This window comes from Ruegeria sp. A3M17 (assembly GCF_003318255.1).
Taxonomy (GTDB): Bacteria; Pseudomonadota; Alphaproteobacteria; order Rhodobacterales; family Rhodobacteraceae; genus Ruegeria.
Genome location: NZ_QOCF01000027.1, coordinates 43,621 through 62,474 on the forward strand (window position 1 = coordinate 43,621; position 18,854 = coordinate 62,474).

Below are 18,854 nucleotides of genomic sequence, written 5' to 3' on the forward strand. Positions count from 1 at the left end.
GTCACATTGGAAACGTGTGCATCCGAACCGCCAGATTACCCATGATCCAAACAGTTCCAAGAATGATGATCAGCAGCACCATCGTGGAAAACAGGATAAGATCCAGATCTTCGCGACTGCTGCGGCGTCTGTCGATATGCAGGAAATAGACCAGTTGTACGATCAGCTGAGCCAACCCAAGCAGGCTGATTGCAAGGTAAACGCCCTTTGTCTCAATGCCGTAACGGTAGGCGATCCCAAATACTGCAAAGGTCAACAATAGCGACCCACCATAACCGATTACATAGCGGCGACGCTCGCGGCGATGCATCTCGCTGCGCTTATCCATAGGTCAGCCCTCCGAAGTAAACGATCGTGATGATGCCTATCCATATCAGGTCCAGAAAGTGCCAGAATAGCGCTAGCCGCACCACGCGTGACATCAGCAGATCGGTCAGGCCAAAAATTCGTAGCTGAATACCCAGCACGATCAACCAGATGCACCCGGCCGTGACGTGCAGACCGTGTAAAGGCACCAGCCCATAGAATGCGGACAAAAACCCACTGCGCTGTGGGATACCGCCCTTTGCGGCCATCGACATGAAGTCGCGTATTTCCAGAACCAGAAAACTGAGACCAAGAACCAGTGTTACGAAGAACCAGAATACGATCCGCCACCGCGGAAGGTTGTATTTGAGCGCAAGCATCGCCAGACCAACGGTAAGACTGCTGGTCAAAAGGATCAGCGTCTGGGCAAAGATGCTTTTCAGGTCGAACAATTCGTGCGGCCCCGGTCCGCCGGCCTGTGCGTCGATCATCGTGATGTAGATCGCGAACATCAGCCCGAAATAGACCAGATCGCTCATCAAAAAGACCCAAAACCCGAAGGTAACGACTTCGCTTGCCTTGTCGGCACTTGCATGCCGCCGCCCAAGGTTCAGACCGGGATAGCTGTGGGTGGGCGCGCGTTTCATGTCACGGCCTCCAGATCAGGGCGGGCCAACCCGCGATTTTCCGGGGCTGTTTCGTGATCGCGGTCAACAGGCGTAGAGCTGTGAACCAGATCCAACCAGGCTTCGTGCTGCTTGCGCACCTCTTCCGCCGGAATGACCCGTTCTGTTTCGGCTTTGAACGTCCATGCGATAAAGGTCGCGAGCATAAAGATTGTCACCAGCGCCGCCAGCCACCAGATCCACCAGACCAGCGCAAACATCCAAACCCCGCTGAGCACGCAGAGACTGAACCCAATGCCAGTGTTCAGCGGAACCGAGATATCCTCATAGGCATCAGGCGACGGGTACGCGTTGCCGCGCTCTTTCGCGGCAGCGAAATTGTCGCGATCGGTCACATGGGGGATGATGGCAAAATTGTAGGAAGGAGGCGGGGCCGGGATCGACCATTCCAACGTGTGCGCATCCCACGGATCACCAACCGGAACGCGTGCCTTTTCCCGATCACGGATACTGACCCACAGTTGCACGACTACCGACAGCAAAGCCGCCAATATGATCAACGCGCCGACGACTGCGACGATCATGTACGGGTGGAAACTGGGATCCTCCCAACTGAATGACCTGCGTGGCATTCCCATCAGCCCGACGAAATACAGCGGCAGGAAAGTAAGCATGAACCCGCCAGTCCACAGAGCAACCGAGACGCGGCCCCAAAACTCGTTCAGGCGGAACCCGAAAGCTTTGGGGAACCAATAGTTGTATCCGGCAAGCAATCCGAACAGCACGCCCGGCAACAGCACATTGTGGAAGTGGGCGACAAGAAACAGCGTGTTGTGGACCTGATAGTCCACTGTTGGGTTGGCGAGGATCACACCGGAAAGCCCGCCGATGACAAACAGCATCAAGAAAGATAACCCATATAGCATCGGCACCGAAAACCGGATACGCCCTCGGAACAAGGTAGCCATCCAGTCATAGACTTTCACGCCGGTCGGGATAGCGATCAGCATTGTCGCGATGCCAAACACGGCGTTGATTAGCGCGCTTTGACCCATGGTGAAGAAGTGGTGCAGCCAGACGGTGAACGACAACACCGCAATCGACATGGTGGCGATAACCAGTGAGTTGTAGCCATACAGGCGCTTGGCCGAGAATGTTGCGAAAACCTCAGAGTAGATACCGTAGGCCGGCAGAACCAGCAAATAGACCTCGGGATGACCGAACAGCCAGAACATATTGGCATAGTTCATCATGTTGCCGCCAAGATCGTTGGTGAAAAAATGAAAGTCCAGATATCGGTCCGCTGCCAGCATTAGTGCGGCAACGCCAAGAGGCGGCATGGCAAAGACGATCAGGATCGAGCTACAGATGATTGTCCAGCAATACATCGGCAGCCGCATGAATTTCATGCCAGGCGCGCGCAGCTTATAGATCGTGACAGCAAAATTGATGCCCGTCAGTGTTGTTCCGACACCAGAGACGACAATGGCCCAGATCCAATAGTCCGGACCGACACCGGGGTTGAACGCCGCACCGGTATATGGCGGATAGGCTGTCCAGCCGCCGGTCGAAAACTCGCCCACCACCAACGATACCATCAGCATCATTCCGGCTGAGACGGTCAGACCAAGGCTGATCTGGTTCATCACAGGAAAGGCCACATCGCGCGCACCGATCATCAGCGGGATCAGGAAATTCGCCAGCCCAAACACAAACGGAACGGCGACGAAGAAGATCATGATCGTGCCATGGGTACTAAATAGTTCGGCGAAATGCTCGGCCTCAAGAAATCCATCGCCTGGACCGGCCGCCTGCTGCGCCCGCATTACAACGCCTTCCAAAACACCACGCGCCAGCATGACGATTGCAAAGACGATGTACATAATGCCGATCTTCTTGTGATCCGCACTGGTTAGCCAATCACGCCACAAAAGCCCCCAAAGGCGAAACCACGTCAATGATCCGACGACGACGATGACCCCGACGATCACAATCGCAGCGGCAGTGTTGGCGACAATCTCGTTCGTGTTGGGATTCTGAATAAGCCCTGTAATCGGAAACGCGTCCCAATTCAGGCGGCCGAAGAAGCCGGAACCATTGGTGGTCATTGCTGCGCCTCCTGCCCGAATTCTACCGTCCCTGGCTGCTGGTCGGCGGTCAGAGCATTGCTGCCGTGATACCGATGCACAATTGAATGAAACAGGTTGCTGTCCTCCAGCGTGAAATACAACGCGTTATCTGGCATTTGCGCGGTTCCCAACGCGGCCTGCACCTCGTCCCGATCCGTCCGCATGGCCAATATGCGATAGTTTTCGCCGTTCAACGGAATGCTATTGCTGCGCACCTTGTCGACCCATTCGTTGAATTCCCCGACGGACATGGCAACTGTTTGGAACTTCTGTTTGGTGAACCCGCGCCCGTTATACTGGGTGTTCTCGCCTTGCATTGTTGCAGCTACATCCGACACGACATGCAATTCCGTAGTCATACCGGGCATTGCGTAAATCTGGCCTGCCAAAGCAGGGATCATAAAGGACTGCATCACGGTATCGGTCGTCAGCGTCATTGCGACTTGCTGTTTTACGGGGATGCCAAGTTCTCCGACGCTGGCGATGCCTAGGTCAGGATAGATGAACAGCCATTTCCAATCCAATCCGACGACCTGAACGTTCAGCGCAGGCATTTCGCCAAAGCGATCCGAATATGGGTCCAATCGGTGAGTCGCCTTCCACAGATAGAAAGACAGCAGAGCAACAATCAGGACCGGCACGCCCCACATAACGAACTCCAACGGACCGGAGAAATCCCACTTGGGCCGGTATATGGCTCCGCCTTCTTTGCGTCGGCGATACCGAAAGGCAATCAGCGGCACCAGAACAAGAACCGGAATAACCGCCAATAGGATCAGGACAGTTGCGCGGAAAAGGTGCACTTTTTGGACAGCGGCAATCGGACCTTGTGGGTCCATGAAACTGTCACTTGCACAGACAGCTTGCGCCGTAGCAGAGAAAGCCGCAGCGGCAATCAAAACTTGAATCGCCTTTGGTGACATTCGGAATAGGGCCACGCCTGATTGTCCTTCTAAAGCAATCTCTCGCGCCAACTATCGGCAGACAAATGAAATTTCTCAAGGCTTTTTCCCAAATAGGTCGGTGCTCTGCCACCGACCCTAATCAACGGTGGGGATAGGCGCAGACAAAACCACAGGAAAACCGCTGTTGACTTGCGGCTTTGACCAAGCCAGACCTTAGGCGATGCGATGGATCATGTTCGTCCTGGGTCTTTGGTGCCTGTCCACAAGTGCAACCGCGCAAGATCGTGCTGCGGTTGAAAAACAATTCCAGTCTTGGCTACAAGAAACCATCTGGCCAAAGGCCAGAGCCAAGGGTGTTTCCAGGCGCACGATGCAGCAGGCCTTTGACGGTGTGACGCTGAACTGGAAATTACCGGATCTGGTGCCGCCGGGGCAACCGATCAAAACCCCCAAACGGCAAAAACAGGCTGAATTTGGCTCTCCGGGTCGATACTTCAACGCGGGTTCCGTTCAGGGCGCAACATCAGTCGGGCGGCAGATGGCCCGGCGACACGCCGCAACCTTGTCGCGCGTCGAGACCGAAACCGGCGTACCCGCCCGCATCATTCTGGCCATCTGGGGTCGTGAGAGCGGCTATGGACAAGTTCCCATTCGGCACAACACCTTCCAGGTTCTGGGCACCAAAGGGTTCATGAGTACCCGCGCTGAATATTTCACCAAAGAGCTGATCGCGGCGCTGCAAATCGCCGAAGCGGGCGATGCACCGCCGGGCACAATGAAGAGCAGTTGGGCGGGCGCATTGGGCCAGCCGCAGTTCATGCCCTCCAATTTCCTGACCTATGCGGCCGACGGAAACGCGGACGGGAAAGCTGATATTTGGACCTCAGCCGAAGATACAATTGCCTCTATCGGGAATTATCTGGCGCAGCATAGCTGGAGAATCGGGCGCGATTGGGGGTTCGAAGTCATAGTTCCTGACACCATATCCTGCGCACTGGAAGGTCCCGACCAAGGCAGACCCATTCGGGACTGGGCCGAAATGGGAATTGTTCGCGTGTCAGGCAAGCCGTTTCCAAAACATGAACTGGCAGGAGAGGGGTATTTGATGATGCCCGCAGGGCGGAACGGCCCTGCCTTTGTCGTCACACCGAACTTCTATGTCCTCAAGGAATACAACAAAAGCGATCTTTATGCCTTGTTCGTTGGACACGTCGGAGACCGCATTCAATATGGCGTTGGCGATTTCACAGGACGCTGGAGCAAGGTGGGAAACTTGTACCGGTCTGACATAGCGTCCATGCAACGCACACTGGAACAACAAGGACACGACGTGGGCGGGGCAGATGGCCTACCGGGTTTCAAAACCCGCCGCTCGATCGGGCGTTGGCAAGAATCGATCGGCCAGGCTCCGACCTGCTTTCCTGATGCGGGCATGAAGACCAGCCTGAAACAGTAGCGATTCGCCCTGATCCAGAGCCCCCTTAGCTGTTTGACCCAACGGCAACAGCCAAACGAAAAACGTCGCCTTTCACGAAAATGTCACGAAGCCTCCGAGTTTCAACATAAAATTTCCGCTGCACCCCCGTTTCCATTCACAATCCACCTCTGGTTGCCCAATTTTCAGGCAAAGGCTTTAACCTTTTTTGAAATAATGCCACGTTCGATCTCAGTGAAAGGCGACTTTTGCAAACACGTTCCCGACTGCAAACCGAAAGACTGCGACGCGGTGTTCATTGCGATCTGAAAAAGCAAAATTCGAACCAGTCCCGGTCTCTTTCTGGGTCGGACAAACATGGTGGCCTTCAGCCATCCTGAAGGGATGCGCGTGGGTTGCCGAATAAAAAACGGGAGTTGAAAAACATGAACAAGTATATTCGTACATCTCTTGCGGGGCTGTTGACCTCGACCATGATAACCGGTGCTGCATTTGCCGCCGGAACCCATCCGACTACCGGCGAAGCGTTGGCGGATGACCAGACCTTTACCTATCGTATCTTGGACGAACACAGCTCAGTTGACCCTCAGGTTGTCGAAGATGTTTCCGGCGCCGAGATCGTGCGTGACCTGTTCGAAGGCCTGATGAACCAGGACGAAGACGGCAATCTGGTCCCCGGTGTTGCCACCGGTTACACCACCAACGACACCAAAGACGTTTACACCTTTACCCTGCGCGACGATGCGAAGTGGTCGAATGGTGATCCGGTAACCGCCGGCGATTTTGTTTTCGCCTGGAAACGTGCCGTCGATCCCGCGCTGTCCTCGCCCTATGCATGGTTCATGGAACTGATGTCGATCGAGAACGCATCTGAAATCATCGCAGGGGACAAGTCGGTTGACGACTTGGGCGTTAAAGCCATCGACGACCACACGCTTGAAGTGACGCTCAGCGCACCGCTGCCGTACTTCCCGCAAATGACCACGCACTCGACCACCTTCCCTGCCCCGCAGAAAGTTGTCGAAGAGTTTGGCGACGCTTGGACCAAGCCCGAAAACATCGTATCGAATGGTGCATACGTCCTGACCGAGCATCTGCCGCAAGAACGTTCAGTCCGCGAGCGGAACGAAAACTACTGGGACAACGACAACACCATCATCGAAAAGGTCGTGGCGCTGGTCATCAATGACGAAAACGTCGCCCTGACCCGCTATCTGGCAGGTGAGCTAGACCGCACCGAAGTTCCCGCCGGTCAATTCCCACGCCTGCAGAAAGAGAACCCGGAAGAGGCAATCAGCTTCCCGCGCCTGTGTAACTATTATTACACGTTCAACCTGTCCGATGGTGGACCCGAAGCCTTCAAAGACCCGAACGTCCGTCAGGCGCTGTCCCTGGCGGTTGATCGTAAGATCATCACCGAGAACATTATGGCAGGTGGGCAACCGCAAGCTTATACCTTTGCCCCGGCAGCAACCGCTGGCTTTGACGTTCCGGATGTAGAAATGGCGTCGATGTCGCAGGCCGAGCGCGACGAATTGGCCAAGGAACTGCTAGCTGCAGCTGGTTATGGTCCCGACAACCCACTGAGCTTTGAGATGGTTTACAACACCTCGGAAGCGCACAAAAAAGTTGCCGTGGCCCTGAGCCAGATGTGGAAGCAAAAGCTGGGCATCAATGCCGAGCTGGCCAACATGGAATGGAAAATCTTCCTGGAAGAGCGTGGCAACCAGAACTTCGATATGGCACGCGGCGCATGGTGTGGCGACTATAACGAAGCCTCGACCTTCCTCGATCTGCTACAGTCGGATTCCGGCTATAACGACGGCAAGTACAACAACGCCCGCGTTGATGAACTGCTGTCCGAAGCCAAAACCTCTGACGATGCCGCTCCTCTCTACACCGAGGTCGAGCGTATCATCGCGCAAGAAACGCCCGTTATCCCGATCTATCACTATGCTGGCGTCTACATGATGGACAGCGATGTTGGTAACTGGCCGGTCAAAAACGTAGAGCAGAACTGGTATTCCAAGAACCTCTACAAAACCGCCGAATAATCTTCCTTAGACCACGCTTTGCCCCGGAGTTCTTTCCGGGGCAAAGCCAATAATGGGGGCATGAAATGCTTGCCTATATCGTCCGGCGATTGCTGATCGCCGTCCCAACGATCCTTTTGCTGATCGTTGCAAGTTTCTTTCTGATGCACTTCGCGCCAGGTGGGCCATTCACATCGGAACGGCCACTGCCGCCCGCGGTTCTGGCCAATATCGAGGCGCGGTACGGTTTGGACCAACCGCTGTGGAAACAGCTGTGGGACTATCTGTACAACATCGTCGTGCATTTTGATTTCGGCCCGTCCTTTAAGTTCAAGGACCGGGATGTAAATGACATCATCGCGCAGGGTTTCCCGATCTCGCTGACCTACGGTTCGCTGTCCTTCCTGGTCGCAACAACCGTCGGAGTCTCGCTGGGGATTGCCGCTGCGATCAAGCACAACAGCTGGATCGACTATCTTGCTGTTGGTTTGGGAATCGCAGCGCAAGCGCTGCCGAACTTCATCATGGGTCCGATCCTGATCTTGACCTTCACCTTGTGGCTGGGGTGGCTGCCGGGTGGTGGCTGGAATGGCGGCCAGTGGCCGTACCTGATCATGCCCGTTATCGCGCTTGCGACCTCATACATGGGGTCCATTGCACGGATCACGCGGTCATCGATGCTGGAAGTTCTGAACTCGAACTTCATCCGCACGGCCCGCGCCAAGGGTCTGCCGACAAGAACCGTGATCTGGCGCCACGCGCTGAAACCAACCTTGCTGCCCGTTGTGTCCTATCTAGGACCGGTCTTCGTCTACGTTCTGACCGGTTCGGTCTTTGTGGACATCTATTTTTCGACCGGTGGACTGGGGCAGGCTTATGTGGGGTCCGCGCTGTCGCGTGATTACGCGGTGCTGTTGGGGGTCACGATCCTGTATGGCGTCCTGACCGTTCTCGTAAACCTGCTGACCGACCTGGCCTATGCCTGGTTCGATCCGAAAATCCGTTACTGAGGGGCTGGCAATGCTTGGTAAATCACAAAAAGCCGCCCACCTGGCCGAAGATATCACCGATTACACGGTCATTCAGGGGCGTTCACTTTGGCAGGACGCACGTATGCGTTTTGTTCGCAACAAGGCGGCCATGGCGAGCCTGTTCATTCTGGCTATGATCGTTTTGTTCACGATCATTGGCCCCTACTTTGCCGTTTGGAGCAACGAGGAAATCGACTGGAATGTCATGGGCGACGTCCGCGGCATGGGAATGCCGTCCGCAGAGACTGGACATTTCTTCGGCGTCGACGATCTGGGGCGCGATCTATACAGCCGCATCATTCAGGCGACGACGACATCGCTGCTGGTGGGTCTGATCGGTGCCGCGACCGCCCTGATCGTCGGTACATGTTACGGTATTGCTGCAGGGTATATCGGTGGCCGTACTGATGGTGTAATGATGCGCTTCGTCGATATCCTGCTGGCCATTCCGGCAACTCTGGTCATCATCCTGTTGTTGGTTGTCGCGGGTCGATCATTCGTGATGCTGTTCATCGCACTTGGCGCGGTCGGCTGGCTGACGATGGCACGGATTGTCCGGGGGCAAACCCTGACCCTGAAGAACCGAGAGTTCATCGAGGCCGCGCGCGCAGCTGGGGTCAGTGAATTCACCATCATGTATCGCCATATCCTGCCCAACCTTCTGGGCGTGGTGATTGTGTATGCTTCGCTGCTGGTGCCTGAGATGATCCTGACTGAAAGTTTCATCTCGTTCCTCGGCCTTGGGATTTCTGAACCCTACACGTCGCTGGGTCGACTGATCGCCGAAGGGGCCGGGACGATGGGTTATGGCACACTGTGGCAGTTGTTGTTCCCACTGACATTCTACGTCGCAATCATCATCACCATGTTCTTCATAGGTGATGGCCTGCGCGACGCTCTGGACCCGAAGGATCGCTGATATGAGCCTGTTTTCCATAAAAGACCTGAGCGTCCAGTTCAACACCGCCGATGGCGTTGTCGAGGCCGTCAAAGGCATCAGTTTTGACATCAATCCGGGTGAATGCCTTGGCATCGTAGGTGAAAGTGGGTCTGGTAAAAGCCAGACCTTCATGGCCGCGATGGGCCTGCTGCCGCCTGCCGGGCTGGCAACCGGTTCCGCCCTGCTGAACGGACAGGAAATTCTGAACCTGCCCGTCAACAAGCTGAACCAGATCCGTGGCGACGATGTCGGCATGATTTTTCAGGATCCTCTGACCGCCCTGACCCCGCACCTGCGGATCGGCCAGCAGATGCGCGAAGTTCTGCAGGTTCACGAAGGGCTGCAAGGTTCGGCTGCTCGGGCGCGCTGTCTTGAATGGCTCGAACGTGTACGCATCCCCGAGGCTAAACGGCGCCTGGATCAGTATCCACATGAGCTGTCCGGCGGTATGCGCCAGCGGGTCATGATCGCAATGTCCATGCTGTGTAATCCAAAGCTGTTGATCGCTGATGAACCGACGACAGCGCTGGATGTAACCGTTCAGGCCGACATTCTGGACCTGATGGTGCGCCTGCAAAAGGACGAAGGCACCGCGATTGCACTGATTACGCACGACATGGGCGTTGTCGCACGTATGTGCGACCGCGTTCAGGTCATGCGGCTGGGTCAATTCGTCGAAGCCGGCGAGACGCGCGAAATTTTCCGAGCGCCTAAACACGACTACACCAAGACTTTGCTGGCCGCGATGCCCCGCATCGACGCCGGCGACGCACCCAAGGCGCTAGAAAAAGTCGATGAGCCGCTGCTGAAAGTCGACGACGTCAAAGTGCACTTCCCAATCCACGTCTCGGGCGGTTTGTTCGGACACAAAGTACCTTTGAAAGCCGTTGATGGTGTCAGTTTTGACATCCGAAAGGGCGAAACATTGGGAGTTGTGGGCGAGTCCGGCTGTGGAAAGTCAACGCTGGCACGGGCCGTTCTGCAGTTGATCGAACCCAGCGCGGGAAATGTCAGTTGGCTGGGTCATCCCATTGTAGGGCTTAGAAGGGCCGAGTTGAACAAGTACCGCAAGGACTTGCAGATCGTGTTCCAAGATCCGCTGGCCAGCCTCGATCCGCGGATGACCATCTCGGCCTCAATTGCGGAACCGCTGAAGACCTATCGCCCTGACCTGACTGAGCGGGAACGCAAGAAGCTGGTCGCCGAAATGATGGAACGGGTCGGCCTGAAGGCCAACATGATCAACCGCTATCCGCACGAGCTTTCGGGCGGTCAGAACCAGCGCGTCGGCATTGCGCGGGCGATGATCAACAAACCCAAGCTGATCATCTGCGACGAAGCTGTGTCGGCGCTGGACGTGTCGATTCAGGCGCAGATCGTGGAGTTGCTGCGCGAGTTGCAGCAGGAGTTCGGTCTGTCGATGATCTTTATCAGCCACGACCTCTCGGTCGTTCGGGCGGTATCGAACCGGATCATGGTGCTGTATCTGGGCCGGATCGTGGAACTGGGTGACGGAGAAGTGATCTGTTCTGATCCGATCCACCCCTACACCAAATCGCTGATTTCGGCCGTGCCAATCCCGGACCCGGATGTGGAGCGCAGTCGCACACGCCTGAAATTGCCGGGTGAGCTGCCCTCACCGATGGATCCGAAAGCCGCGTTGCGTTTCCTCCCAAGTCGTTTGGCGGCTGGTGAGAATGACTATGTTCCTCAGTTGAGTGAAGTGAAGCCTAATCATTTTGTGGCCGAGCACGACCCGCTCGAGGCGATCATGGCAAAGGCATAAACCCGCCTGCTCCGAAGCAATTCACAGTCTTCGGGGCAGGTTCGTTTTTAGATGTTTCGGCGACTCCTTTTTGTTTCCGCATTGCGTCCAATGTGCGTAATTTTATCTATTTCAACACAAAATTGACAACCTTCGAGGCTATGTTATGGCCAGCATGAGCACAGCATTTTGACTTCCGATTTCGACGGTGGCACGATCTCTCCAAGTGGACCGGCTTTGCCTATTTGCGTTGATTGTTCTAACCGCACACACTATGAGGTTGCGTCGACAAAACACTTTCATACGGACAAGACTTTTTGCTGAGAGGTAGCATGGCACGTAAGGTCACAAAGGCGATTTTTCCGGTTGCGGGTCTTGGTACTCGCTTTCTGCCCGCGACAAAATCGGTACCTAAGGAAATCATGACCCTGGTCGATCGCCCGCTGGTTCAATACGCAATCGACGAAGCCCGGGCGGCCGGGATTACCGAATTCATTTTTGTAACGTCCCGCGGAAAATCGGCGCTTGAGGACTATTTTGACCACAACCAAATCCTTGAACAAACGCTTAAGGAAAAGGGCAAAGACGACCTGTTGGAAACGCTAAATGCGACCAACATGGAAAGCGGGGCAATCGCCTATATCCGGCAACACAAAGCTTTGGGCTTGGGTCACGCCGTATGGTGCGCACGCCGCCTGATCGGAGACGAACCATTTGCGGTCATGCTGCCCGACGACGTCATCGCGGGGGAAAAGCCCTGCTTGCAGCAGATGATAGAAGCCTATGAAGAAACCGGCGGCAATATGGTTGCCACCATGGAAGTTCCCTCGGAAAAGACAAGCTCTTACGGCGTTCTGGATGTCGGCGATAACATCGGCACAGTCGTGCGCGCGCGCGGCATGGTCGAGAAACCGAAACCCGAGGAGGCACCGTCCAATTTGGCGGTTATCGGTCGTTACATTCTGCGCCCATCGGTTCTGTACAACCTTAATCAGAACAAGCTAGGCAGTGGCGGCGAGATTCAACTGACGGACGCAATCGCCGAAGACATCAGAAACGGTGTCCCGGTCTTCGGGTACAAATTCGACGGCCAACGGTTTGACTGCGGGTCAAAAGCGGGTTTCCTGCAGGCGACCGTCGCCTTTGCGCTGGCGCGCGATGACCTTCGAGAGGATTTGCAGAAATACCTGCACGAAGTTGTCGCCACGGGTCAGGCAGCCCAGTAACTAGGGATTGCGGCCTCGAAGACGAGGCAAACGGTATCGTATTAAGGGCAAACTGCGGGCATTGCAGTTTGCCTTTTTCTTTCGGTGTGGATGAAAGGCCCTGGGGCAGATTGGACAGCCCTTCACTCTGGGAAAATATTGGCACAACATTAACCGAGCGTTCGTACCGGTCAGGCGGGATTCATGTGAAGCGCGGCAGTCTGGCGCGCAACGCAATTGTCGATCCGACAACCAACGGAGAATGCCCTTTGTCCCAAAATTCGCCCAAATTGAACTTGCCATTCCTGCAACCTTCGCAAGCGCAAAAACACATCACGCATAACGAAGCCCTGAGACGCCTTGATCTGATCGTCCAGCTGAGTGTTGCGTCTATTAATGCCTCAACCCCGCCCGCAGTTCCGGCTCAGGGCGAGCTTTATGCCCTTGGATCAACACCCATCGGCGATTGGTCGGATCATGCCGGAGAACTTGCAGCCTGGTTGGACAATGACTGGCATTTTATAACACCCAAATCGGGCTGGCGCGCGTGGGACCAAGAGACTAACCGTCTGACAATTTGGGACGGGTCAGAATGGGTCGAACCCCCGACTAAGACGCAGAACCTGCCAGGCATCGGAATTGCCACCGGGCACGACATGACCAACCGTCTGTCGGTGCGCGCGCCTGCAACCTTGCTAAGCCACGAAGGTGCCGGGCATCAACTGAAGATCAACAAGGCAAATGCGGGTGAGACCGCATCTCTGTTGTTTCAGTCCAATTGGACCGGGCATGCTGAAATGGGCCTGTCCGGTAACACAGGCTTTTCTATCAAGGTCTCGCCGGATGGGAACAGTTGGTCCGAAGCGCTGAACTTTGATCCAGCGTCCGGGGTAGTCACTGGCACGGCCGTGCAAAACAGTGCATACGACACAACAGCGGGCCGCCTGATGCGGGCCGACTACGGGTATGGGCCCGGAAATCTTTTGGGGGCGGTCACGCAAAGTGGCGGAACCCCGACCGGCGCTGTGATTGAACGAGGAGCCACACCGAGTGGTGATTTCGTCCGGTTCGCTGATGGTACCCAGATTTGCACCGCTTCACTGGATGCAACGACCTGCACAAACACCGAAGGTGCACTGTACGCAAGCTCGTCGGAAGCATGGGATTTTCCAGCTGCTTTTGCTGCGGGCACGACGCCGGCACTCAGCGGCAGCGGAGGTTCAATCGGCAGGTTTATCGGGTTTGATGGACCGACCGACACTCAGGTCGTGTACAAAGTTCTTTCGTCTGCTTCTGACGCAACGGTTTTACCACCAACGGCCATAGCTATTGGCCGCTGGTTCTGATCCGACAGACTGCCCGGATCTTTGTCCGGGCGGTCACTTCGCGCGAAGTTCTGCCTCGGCTTGTTCCAGAAACCAAGCATAGGTTTCGCGAATACCGTCTTCGATCCCGATAGTCGCGCGCCATCCCATGTCGGCCAGCCGGGAAACGTCCATCAGCTTCCGCATGGTACCGTCCGGCTTGCTGACGTCTTGCGTAATCCGCCCGGTGAACCCGGTGATCTTTGCCACCATCGCGGCCAGTTCCGCGATTGAGATATCTTCGCCAAATCCCACGTTGATATGGCTCAGCATTGGTTGGGTATTTGCCTCATACTCAGCACGAGGCAGGTCCATTACGAACAAAGACGCCTCAGCCATGTCGTCGACATGCAGAAACTCGCGCCGGGGCTTGCCTGTGCCCCAGATGACAACTTCGTCCAGATCATCCCGGCGTGCCTCGTGAAATCGGCGGATCAGGGCGGGCAGGACGTGACTGTTTTCAGGGTGAAAATTGTCACCAGGTCCGTACAGGTTTGTCGGCATCACGGAACGATAGTCCACGCCGTGCTGCCGATTGTAGCTTTCACACAGCTTGATACCGGCAATCTTTGCCACGGCATAAGGTTCGTTTGTCGACTCTAACACGCCTGTCAGCAGGGCATCTTCGCGCATTGGCTGCGGCACAGCGCGCGGATAGATGCAGGAACTGCCCAATTGCAGCAGGTTTTTGACCCCCGCGGCAAACGCCTGATGGATCACGTTGCACTCGATCATCAGATTTTTGTAAATGAAATCCGCCGGGTAGGTGTTGTTGGCATGGATACCGCCGACTTTAGCCGCCGCCAGAATGACAACGTCCGGGCGCTCGGCCTGCATGAAATCGGCGACAGCGGCTTGATTGGTCAGATCAAGTTCCGCATGGGTCCGTGTCACAAGTTCCAGCGCCTCACCTGATGCTTGACGGTCTTGCAAGCGACGCAGGATTGCGCCGCCAACCATGCCGCGATGCCCGGCGACGTAGATCTTACGCATGCCGCCTGCCTCAGCCATTTTCCAGAGTGACCGGCAATTCGTAACCATGCTGTTTCAGCAAGGCATGACGTTTGGCTGTCTTCAGGTCCTCGGTGATCATTTCAACGCACATCTGCTGAACGGTCAGTTCCGGCTCCCAGCCCAGTTTGTTTTTGGCGTTCGAAGGATCGCCAAGCAATGTTTCCACTTCGGCCGGGCGGAAATATTGCGGGTCGATGCGCATGATCACATCGCCGGGTTTCAACGCAGGTGCACTATCGCCCTCGACGGATTTGACCGTCGCGATTTCATCGACGCCTGTGCCTGAGAATTCAAGCGTCACACCCAGCTCAGCGGCAGACCATTCGATGAATTGCCGCACTGAATACTGCACACCCGTTGCGATAACAAAATCCTCGGGGGCGTCCTGTTGCAGCATCAACCATTGCATCCGGACGTAATCCTTGGCGTGCCCCCAGTCGCGGAGGCTGTCGATGTTGCCCATATACAGGCAGCTTTCCAGACCCTGGGCAATGTTGGACAGACCACGGGTGATCTTGCGCGTCACAAAGGTTTCACCCCGGCGCGGGCTTTCGTGATTGAACAGGATGCCGTTGCACGCATACATGCCATAGGCTTCGCGATAGTTGACGGTGATCCAGTAGGAATAAAGCTTGGCAACCGCGTAAGGTGAACGCGGATAGAACGGCGTTGTCTCGCGTTGCGGTGTTTCTTGGACCAATCCGTACAGTTCGGACGTGGACGCCTGATAAAAGCGTGTCTTTTTCTCAAGACCCAGAAAGCGGATCGCCTCGAGCAGGCGCAACGTACCGATCGCATCGACATCAGCGGTATACTCGGGCGATTCAAAACTGACCGCCACGTGGGACTGTGCGCCAAGGTTATACACCTCGTCCGGTTGAACCTCTTGAATGATGCGCGTCAGATTCGATGTATCGCTTAGGTCACCGTAATGCAGGTGCAAGCGCGGATTAGGCACATGCGGGTCCTGATAAATGTGGTCAATGCGCTGTGTGTTGAACGAAGATGCACGGCGCTTGATCCCATGGACTTCATACCCTTTTTCCAGCAAAAGCTCAGCAAGATAAGATCCGTCCTGCCCTGTAATACCAGTCACCAATGCTGTTTTTGTCATAGCCGCGATCCGAGAATATCTGATTTGCTTTTCGCCGCCTCAGAAACAGCAATATACCCCTGAATGCAACCCTGCGCCACGATCGGGCTTTGATTCAACTGCAGTTGACCATCGTTTGCGCAAGCGCTTCAGGACGACGCATACAACGGTACTGAGCCTATTGCCCCTTCTGCCAACGCTGCGCTTTGATCGCTGCGAACCCTGTCGTATAGCGTCAGCGCATCAGCAGAAAACAACTTGGTTGGCGGCTCGACATGAACAAAGTTGCTTTGGCCGTCCTGCCCGCGCGCCAGCATGGCATAGTCTCGCTCGGCCACCAGTTGCTTGGCATTCGGGTTAAGATAGCGGATCGCAAGACCAATACGCCGGTCACCCGATTGATTGGGACCCGAACCGTGGATCGTCAGCCCATGATGCAGAGACATCTGCCCCGGTGCCAATTCGATGTGGGTCTTGTCTTTCTCGGCGACATCCACCGCAACCTCTTGTCCGCGCGACAGAAGATTGGTGTCTGAATACGTGTCCTTATGGGGAAGGATCGGGTTCTTGTGGCTGCCGCGCACAAAATCCATACACCCACTTTCAACCGTTGCCGGCGACAACGCAATCCAGACGGTGACCTGATCCGGGGTTTCACCCATACCCCAGTAGGTCAAATCCTGGTGCATCCCGACGGTATGGGCTGTGTGCGGCTCTTTAATGAAGAATTCAGCTGACCAAACCATGATATCTGGCCCCAATACACCCTCAACCACATCCAATACGCGGGGATCCGTCGCGACACGCGCCGCAAGCGGCATCACCAAATGTGCGTTGACCCGTTTATAGGTGTTCAACGGCAAGGGCAGATCCGCGTCAAGCCACTCCCGCTCGATCCGCTCAAGCTCAGCGCGGGTTTCGGCGGCCTCCTTTTCGGAGAAGATGGTCAACGGAAAAAGAAACCCATCCTCCCAGTATTTGTCGGATTGCGCCTGGCTAAGTACGACATCACGCGTTGGGGTGTTTTCAGACATCTGGTATACCTTCTCGAAAACTTGCTTTCCCAGAGTTTTACCCTGCGCTGCCCGCAGGGCGCTTATCCTACCTGCGACGATAAGTTCAGCTTTGCCTTTGGGGCAAGTCACCTCGCGTTTCATTTCTGAAACGCTTTCGTGCTTTCAAAACTCCGGCCGGATCCACACGGATCAAACCCTGTGATTAGATTGAGGGCACGACTAAACCCTCCCGGATCAAACGTGTCGCCCGAAAGCCAAAACCAGAGTGCACGTTTCAGCATCCCAGCTGAGCGAAAGCACCTATGCTGCCTACATTCACCAGCCCGCTGCCATCGCCGCAGCGGATAACAAGGGTGTTCGGGTCTATCATCTCGGGCTGATCGCTATAGGCGATCAAGCCACTTCCCAGCACCGTATACAGCCCACCGGGCTGGGGTTCCGAGTAATAGCCCTGAACCTGAACAACGCCGACCGCACCGGCGAACAGCCCGGCTTCCAGACGCTCGGCCATGATCCCGTCGCGAGTTGGCTGCCCAACGACCCGGACAAGATCACCCGGCGACAGATGTTGCGGCTCAAGCCCACTGACAACGCTTGCCCCGATGACAGTTTGAGCCTGAGGGTCAGCCCCAAGATATGTGCCGGATAACCGCGCCTGATGCCCAACGCTTGTCAGTTTTTCGATGTGTGAAGCGCGCACTGACTGACCTTGCCACAATCCGCTGATGGCGACCCAATCACCGACCTGAATGTCTGCACGCTGTTCAAACGCAACTTCGGTTCCAAGAACCGATATCTTGCCGTCCCGCACGCTGGAAACTGGTCCGACCAGAGGCAGGATCTGACGGATATGCTTTGCGTGCCACCCGCCATTTTCCTGAGTTACAACAACCGCAACGGTATGACCCGGCTTCAACTCGCCCGCAGTGATCATAGGAACCGAGTCGGCAACCGGTAACTGGTCATCGAACAGAATATGCTGCCCATTCACATGGATGCTGCCCAGATGGGTGATCGTGCCCACGATACCGGTGCCGATAATGCCACCTTCACGATCAGTTTCACCTTTGTCTTCGGCCTGAATCGGAGCAGGCAGCCAAGACACCATGAAAAACGCCGCGAGCACACGAAGAAACACACCCATATTTACTCATCCTCTTTCGGGTTTTTACTTTGCGCTTCTTGCGGCGAGGGCAGAACAAAAGCGCCCGCTGCAAACCGACCGCTGTGATCGCCATTACTGTCTTTGTCCTGCAGCTCGCGGGCCAGGGAATTGATCTCTTGCAGCAGCGTTTGCGCCCTGTCTGACGAGAATTGACGCAACTCTTCAATCGATTCCGACGACAGATGAGAATACCGTACCGCACGGTCAAAATTGCGTGGGGCACCTGGCTCGGCCAGCAAGTTCTGCGTTGCTGCAGCAAGGTGAGCAGACAGTGTCGCCTCGTAGGCCGCCACTTGTTCAGCGCTACAAGCAGAAGGAAGAAAGGCTTGGGACAAAAGGCGAAGCTTGCCTTTTCCGACCTGTTCCACATTCTTTTGGTCGATCAAAGTTTCCAGAACGGTACCTGGGGCCATGTCCACACGCGCGCGCCGCACCAAATCATCAAATCCCGGGCCATTTTCGTCGCCTTTACCGCTCAGAGTCCGAGGCGCGCCCAAGTCGTCCAGAAATTCGGGCGTCGTCGACCAATAGCTGATGACCAGTGCCGCCGCATTGCAACTGCGCTTCAACGGGGCATCATCGTCGGTGTTGCGCAGCCTTTTGACATCCTTGCGATGCAGACCCGTCAACAAACTGGCGCGACTGTCGCTCAGCTTTCCGTCTGTGCTTTGTTCGGCAGCCGTCAGCAGGGCCTGTTTGAGCGCTTCGGTCGCGGAGCCAAGCGTGACCCCATGCGCAACCATTGCCTGCGCCAGTGGGACCAGCAACGCAGACAGCGCGGTTTCAAGAGGAGGTTTGGGATCATTCGACATTTTGGAACTCGTCAC

At 55.7% G+C, this 18,854-nt stretch carries 16 protein-coding genes; 7 read left to right on the forward strand and 9 right to left on the reverse strand.

Features of this window, described 5'->3' with window-relative positions; all coding sequences use genetic code 11:
* Position 1 precedes the first annotated feature (1 nt).
* Genes DS906_RS14100 through DS906_RS14115 form a run of 4 tightly spaced genes read right to left on the reverse strand, consistent with a single transcriptional unit; the run spans position 2 to position 3,999 of the window.
* Positions 2-328 carry a cytochrome o ubiquinol/quinol oxidase subunit IV gene (locus tag DS906_RS14100; RefSeq protein ID WP_113790775.1) on the reverse strand — a complete coding sequence of 109 codons (327 nt, stop codon included), beginning with the start codon at positions 326-328 and terminating at the stop codon, positions 2-4.
* Positions 321-953, reverse strand: a complete 633-nt coding sequence (locus tag DS906_RS14105; RefSeq protein ID WP_113790776.1) for a cytochrome c oxidase subunit 3 — start codon at positions 951-953, stop codon at positions 321-323. Before DS906_RS14105 ends, DS906_RS14100 begins: the two co-directional genes overlap by 8 nt.
* Positions 950-3,040 carry a cbb3-type cytochrome c oxidase subunit I gene (locus tag DS906_RS14110; RefSeq protein ID WP_113790777.1) on the reverse strand — a complete coding sequence of 697 codons (2,091 nt, stop codon included), beginning with the start codon at positions 3,038-3,040 and terminating at the stop codon, positions 950-952. The genes DS906_RS14105 and DS906_RS14110 overlap by 4 nt, the downstream gene beginning before the upstream one ends.
* The gene (locus tag DS906_RS14115; RefSeq protein ID WP_233494798.1) at positions 3,037-3,999 is read right to left on the reverse strand and encodes a cytochrome ubiquinol oxidase subunit II; all 963 of its coding nucleotides are present in this window, start codon (positions 3,997-3,999) and stop codon (positions 3,037-3,039) included. The genes DS906_RS14110 and DS906_RS14115 overlap by 4 nt, the downstream gene beginning before the upstream one ends.
* Positions 4,000-4,198: 199 nt before the next feature.
* Here DS906_RS14115 and DS906_RS14120 point away from each other — a divergent pair, with 199 nt between their 5' ends.
* From DS906_RS14120 to DS906_RS14150, 7 genes are all read left to right on the forward strand, one after another.
* Positions 4,199-5,422, forward strand: coding sequence for a lytic transglycosylase domain-containing protein (locus DS906_RS14120; protein ID WP_369934909.1), 1,224 nt, complete (start codon positions 4,199-4,201; stop codon positions 5,420-5,422).
* 404 nt (positions 5,423-5,826) lie between these two features.
* The gene (locus tag DS906_RS14125) at positions 5,827-7,455 is read left to right on the forward strand and encodes a peptide ABC transporter substrate-binding protein (protein WP_113790779.1); all 1,629 of its coding nucleotides are present in this window, start codon (positions 5,827-5,829) and stop codon (positions 7,453-7,455) included.
* A 65-nt stretch (positions 7,456-7,520) separates the two neighbouring features.
* Positions 7,521-8,444: an oligopeptide ABC transporter permease OppB gene (gene oppB, locus DS906_RS14130; RefSeq protein ID WP_113790780.1), complete on the forward strand. Its 924-nt coding sequence runs from the start codon at positions 7,521-7,523 to the stop codon at positions 8,442-8,444.
* 10 nt (positions 8,445-8,454) lie between these two features.
* Entirely contained in the window at positions 8,455-9,384 is a 930-nt protein-coding gene (locus DS906_RS14135) for an ABC transporter permease subunit (protein WP_058274595.1), read from the forward strand.
* Position 9,385: 1 nt separating this feature from the next.
* On the forward strand, positions 9,386-11,191 hold the full coding sequence (locus DS906_RS14140) for an ABC transporter ATP-binding protein (protein ID WP_113790781.1): 1,806 nt from the start codon (positions 9,386-9,388) through the stop codon (positions 11,189-11,191).
* A gap of 311 nt (positions 11,192-11,502) precedes the next feature.
* On the forward strand, positions 11,503-12,396 hold the full coding sequence (gene galU, locus DS906_RS14145; RefSeq protein WP_113790782.1) for a UTP--glucose-1-phosphate uridylyltransferase GalU: 894 nt from the start codon (positions 11,503-11,505) through the stop codon (positions 12,394-12,396).
* Between the two features lie 185 nt (positions 12,397-12,581).
* Complete coding sequence (locus DS906_RS14150; protein WP_233494799.1) at positions 12,582-13,721, forward strand: DUF2793 domain-containing protein; 1,140 nt, start codon at positions 12,582-12,584, stop codon at positions 13,719-13,721.
* A 33-nt stretch (positions 13,722-13,754) separates the two neighbouring features.
* Here the strand turns inward: DS906_RS14150 and DS906_RS14155 are convergent, their stop codons facing one another.
* The 5 genes from DS906_RS14155 to DS906_RS14175 form a co-directional block, all read right to left on the reverse strand.
* Positions 13,755-14,732 carry a GDP-L-fucose synthase gene (locus DS906_RS14155; protein WP_113790830.1) on the reverse strand — a complete coding sequence of 326 codons (978 nt, stop codon included), beginning with the start codon at positions 14,730-14,732 and terminating at the stop codon, positions 13,755-13,757.
* A 10-nt stretch (positions 14,733-14,742) separates the two neighbouring features.
* Positions 14,743-15,867, reverse strand: a complete 1,125-nt coding sequence (gmd, locus tag DS906_RS14160) for a GDP-mannose 4,6-dehydratase (protein WP_113790783.1) — start codon at positions 15,865-15,867, stop codon at positions 14,743-14,745.
* A 128-nt stretch (positions 15,868-15,995) separates the two neighbouring features.
* On the reverse strand, positions 15,996-17,003 hold the full coding sequence (locus tag DS906_RS14165) for a phytanoyl-CoA dioxygenase family protein (RefSeq protein ID WP_369934915.1): 1,008 nt from the start codon (positions 17,001-17,003) through the stop codon (positions 15,996-15,998).
* Between the two features lie 133 nt (positions 17,004-17,136).
* On the reverse strand, positions 17,137-18,006 hold the full coding sequence (locus DS906_RS14170) for a DUF5666 domain-containing protein (protein ID WP_113790784.1): 870 nt from the start codon (positions 18,004-18,006) through the stop codon (positions 17,137-17,139).
* Between the two features lie 2 nt (positions 18,007-18,008).
* Positions 18,009-18,839, reverse strand: a complete 831-nt coding sequence (locus DS906_RS14175) for a DUF6502 family protein (protein WP_113790785.1) — start codon at positions 18,837-18,839, stop codon at positions 18,009-18,011.
* Positions 18,840-18,854 lie beyond the last annotated feature (15 nt).

What these genes read in the sequence shown, in the direction of transcription:
- DS906_RS14100 (WP_113790775.1), bottom strand. Translation starts at nt 328, where the DNA reads ATGGATAAGCGCAGCGAGATGCATCGCCGCGAGCGTCGCCGCTATGTA.
- DS906_RS14105 (WP_113790776.1), bottom strand. Translation starts at nt 953, where the DNA reads ATGAAACGCGCGCCCACCCACAGCTATCCCGGTCTGAACCTTGGGCGG.
- DS906_RS14110 (WP_113790777.1), bottom strand. Translation starts at nt 3,040, where the DNA reads ATGACCACCAATGGTTCCGGCTTCTTCGGCCGCCTGAATTGGGACGCG.
- DS906_RS14120 (WP_369934909.1), top strand. Translation starts at nt 4,199, where the DNA reads ATGTTCGTCCTGGGTCTTTGGTGCCTGTCCACAAGTGCAACCGCGCAA.
- DS906_RS14125 (WP_113790779.1), top strand. Translation starts at nt 5,827, where the DNA reads ATGAACAAGTATATTCGTACATCTCTTGCGGGGCTGTTGACCTCGACC.
- oppB (WP_113790780.1), top strand. Translation starts at nt 7,521, where the DNA reads ATGCTTGCCTATATCGTCCGGCGATTGCTGATCGCCGTCCCAACGATC.
- DS906_RS14135 (WP_058274595.1), top strand. Translation starts at nt 8,455, where the DNA reads ATGCTTGGTAAATCACAAAAAGCCGCCCACCTGGCCGAAGATATCACC.
- DS906_RS14140 (WP_113790781.1), top strand. Translation starts at nt 9,386, where the DNA reads ATGAGCCTGTTTTCCATAAAAGACCTGAGCGTCCAGTTCAACACCGCC.
- galU (WP_113790782.1), top strand. Translation starts at nt 11,503, where the DNA reads ATGGCACGTAAGGTCACAAAGGCGATTTTTCCGGTTGCGGGTCTTGGT.
- DS906_RS14155 (WP_113790830.1), bottom strand. Translation starts at nt 14,732, where the DNA reads ATGCGTAAGATCTACGTCGCCGGGCATCGCGGCATGGTTGGCGGCGCA.
- gmd (WP_113790783.1), bottom strand. Translation starts at nt 15,867, where the DNA reads ATGACAAAAACAGCATTGGTGACTGGTATTACAGGGCAGGACGGATCT.
- DS906_RS14165 (WP_369934915.1), bottom strand. Translation starts at nt 17,003, where the DNA reads ATGAAACGCGAGGTGACTTGCCCCAAAGGCAAAGCTGAACTTATCGTC.
- DS906_RS14170 (WP_113790784.1), bottom strand. Translation starts at nt 18,006, where the DNA reads ATGGGTGTGTTTCTTCGTGTGCTCGCGGCGTTTTTCATGGTGTCTTGG.
- DS906_RS14175 (WP_113790785.1), bottom strand. Translation starts at nt 18,839, where the DNA reads ATGTCGAATGATCCCAAACCTCCTCTTGAAACCGCGCTGTCTGCGTTG.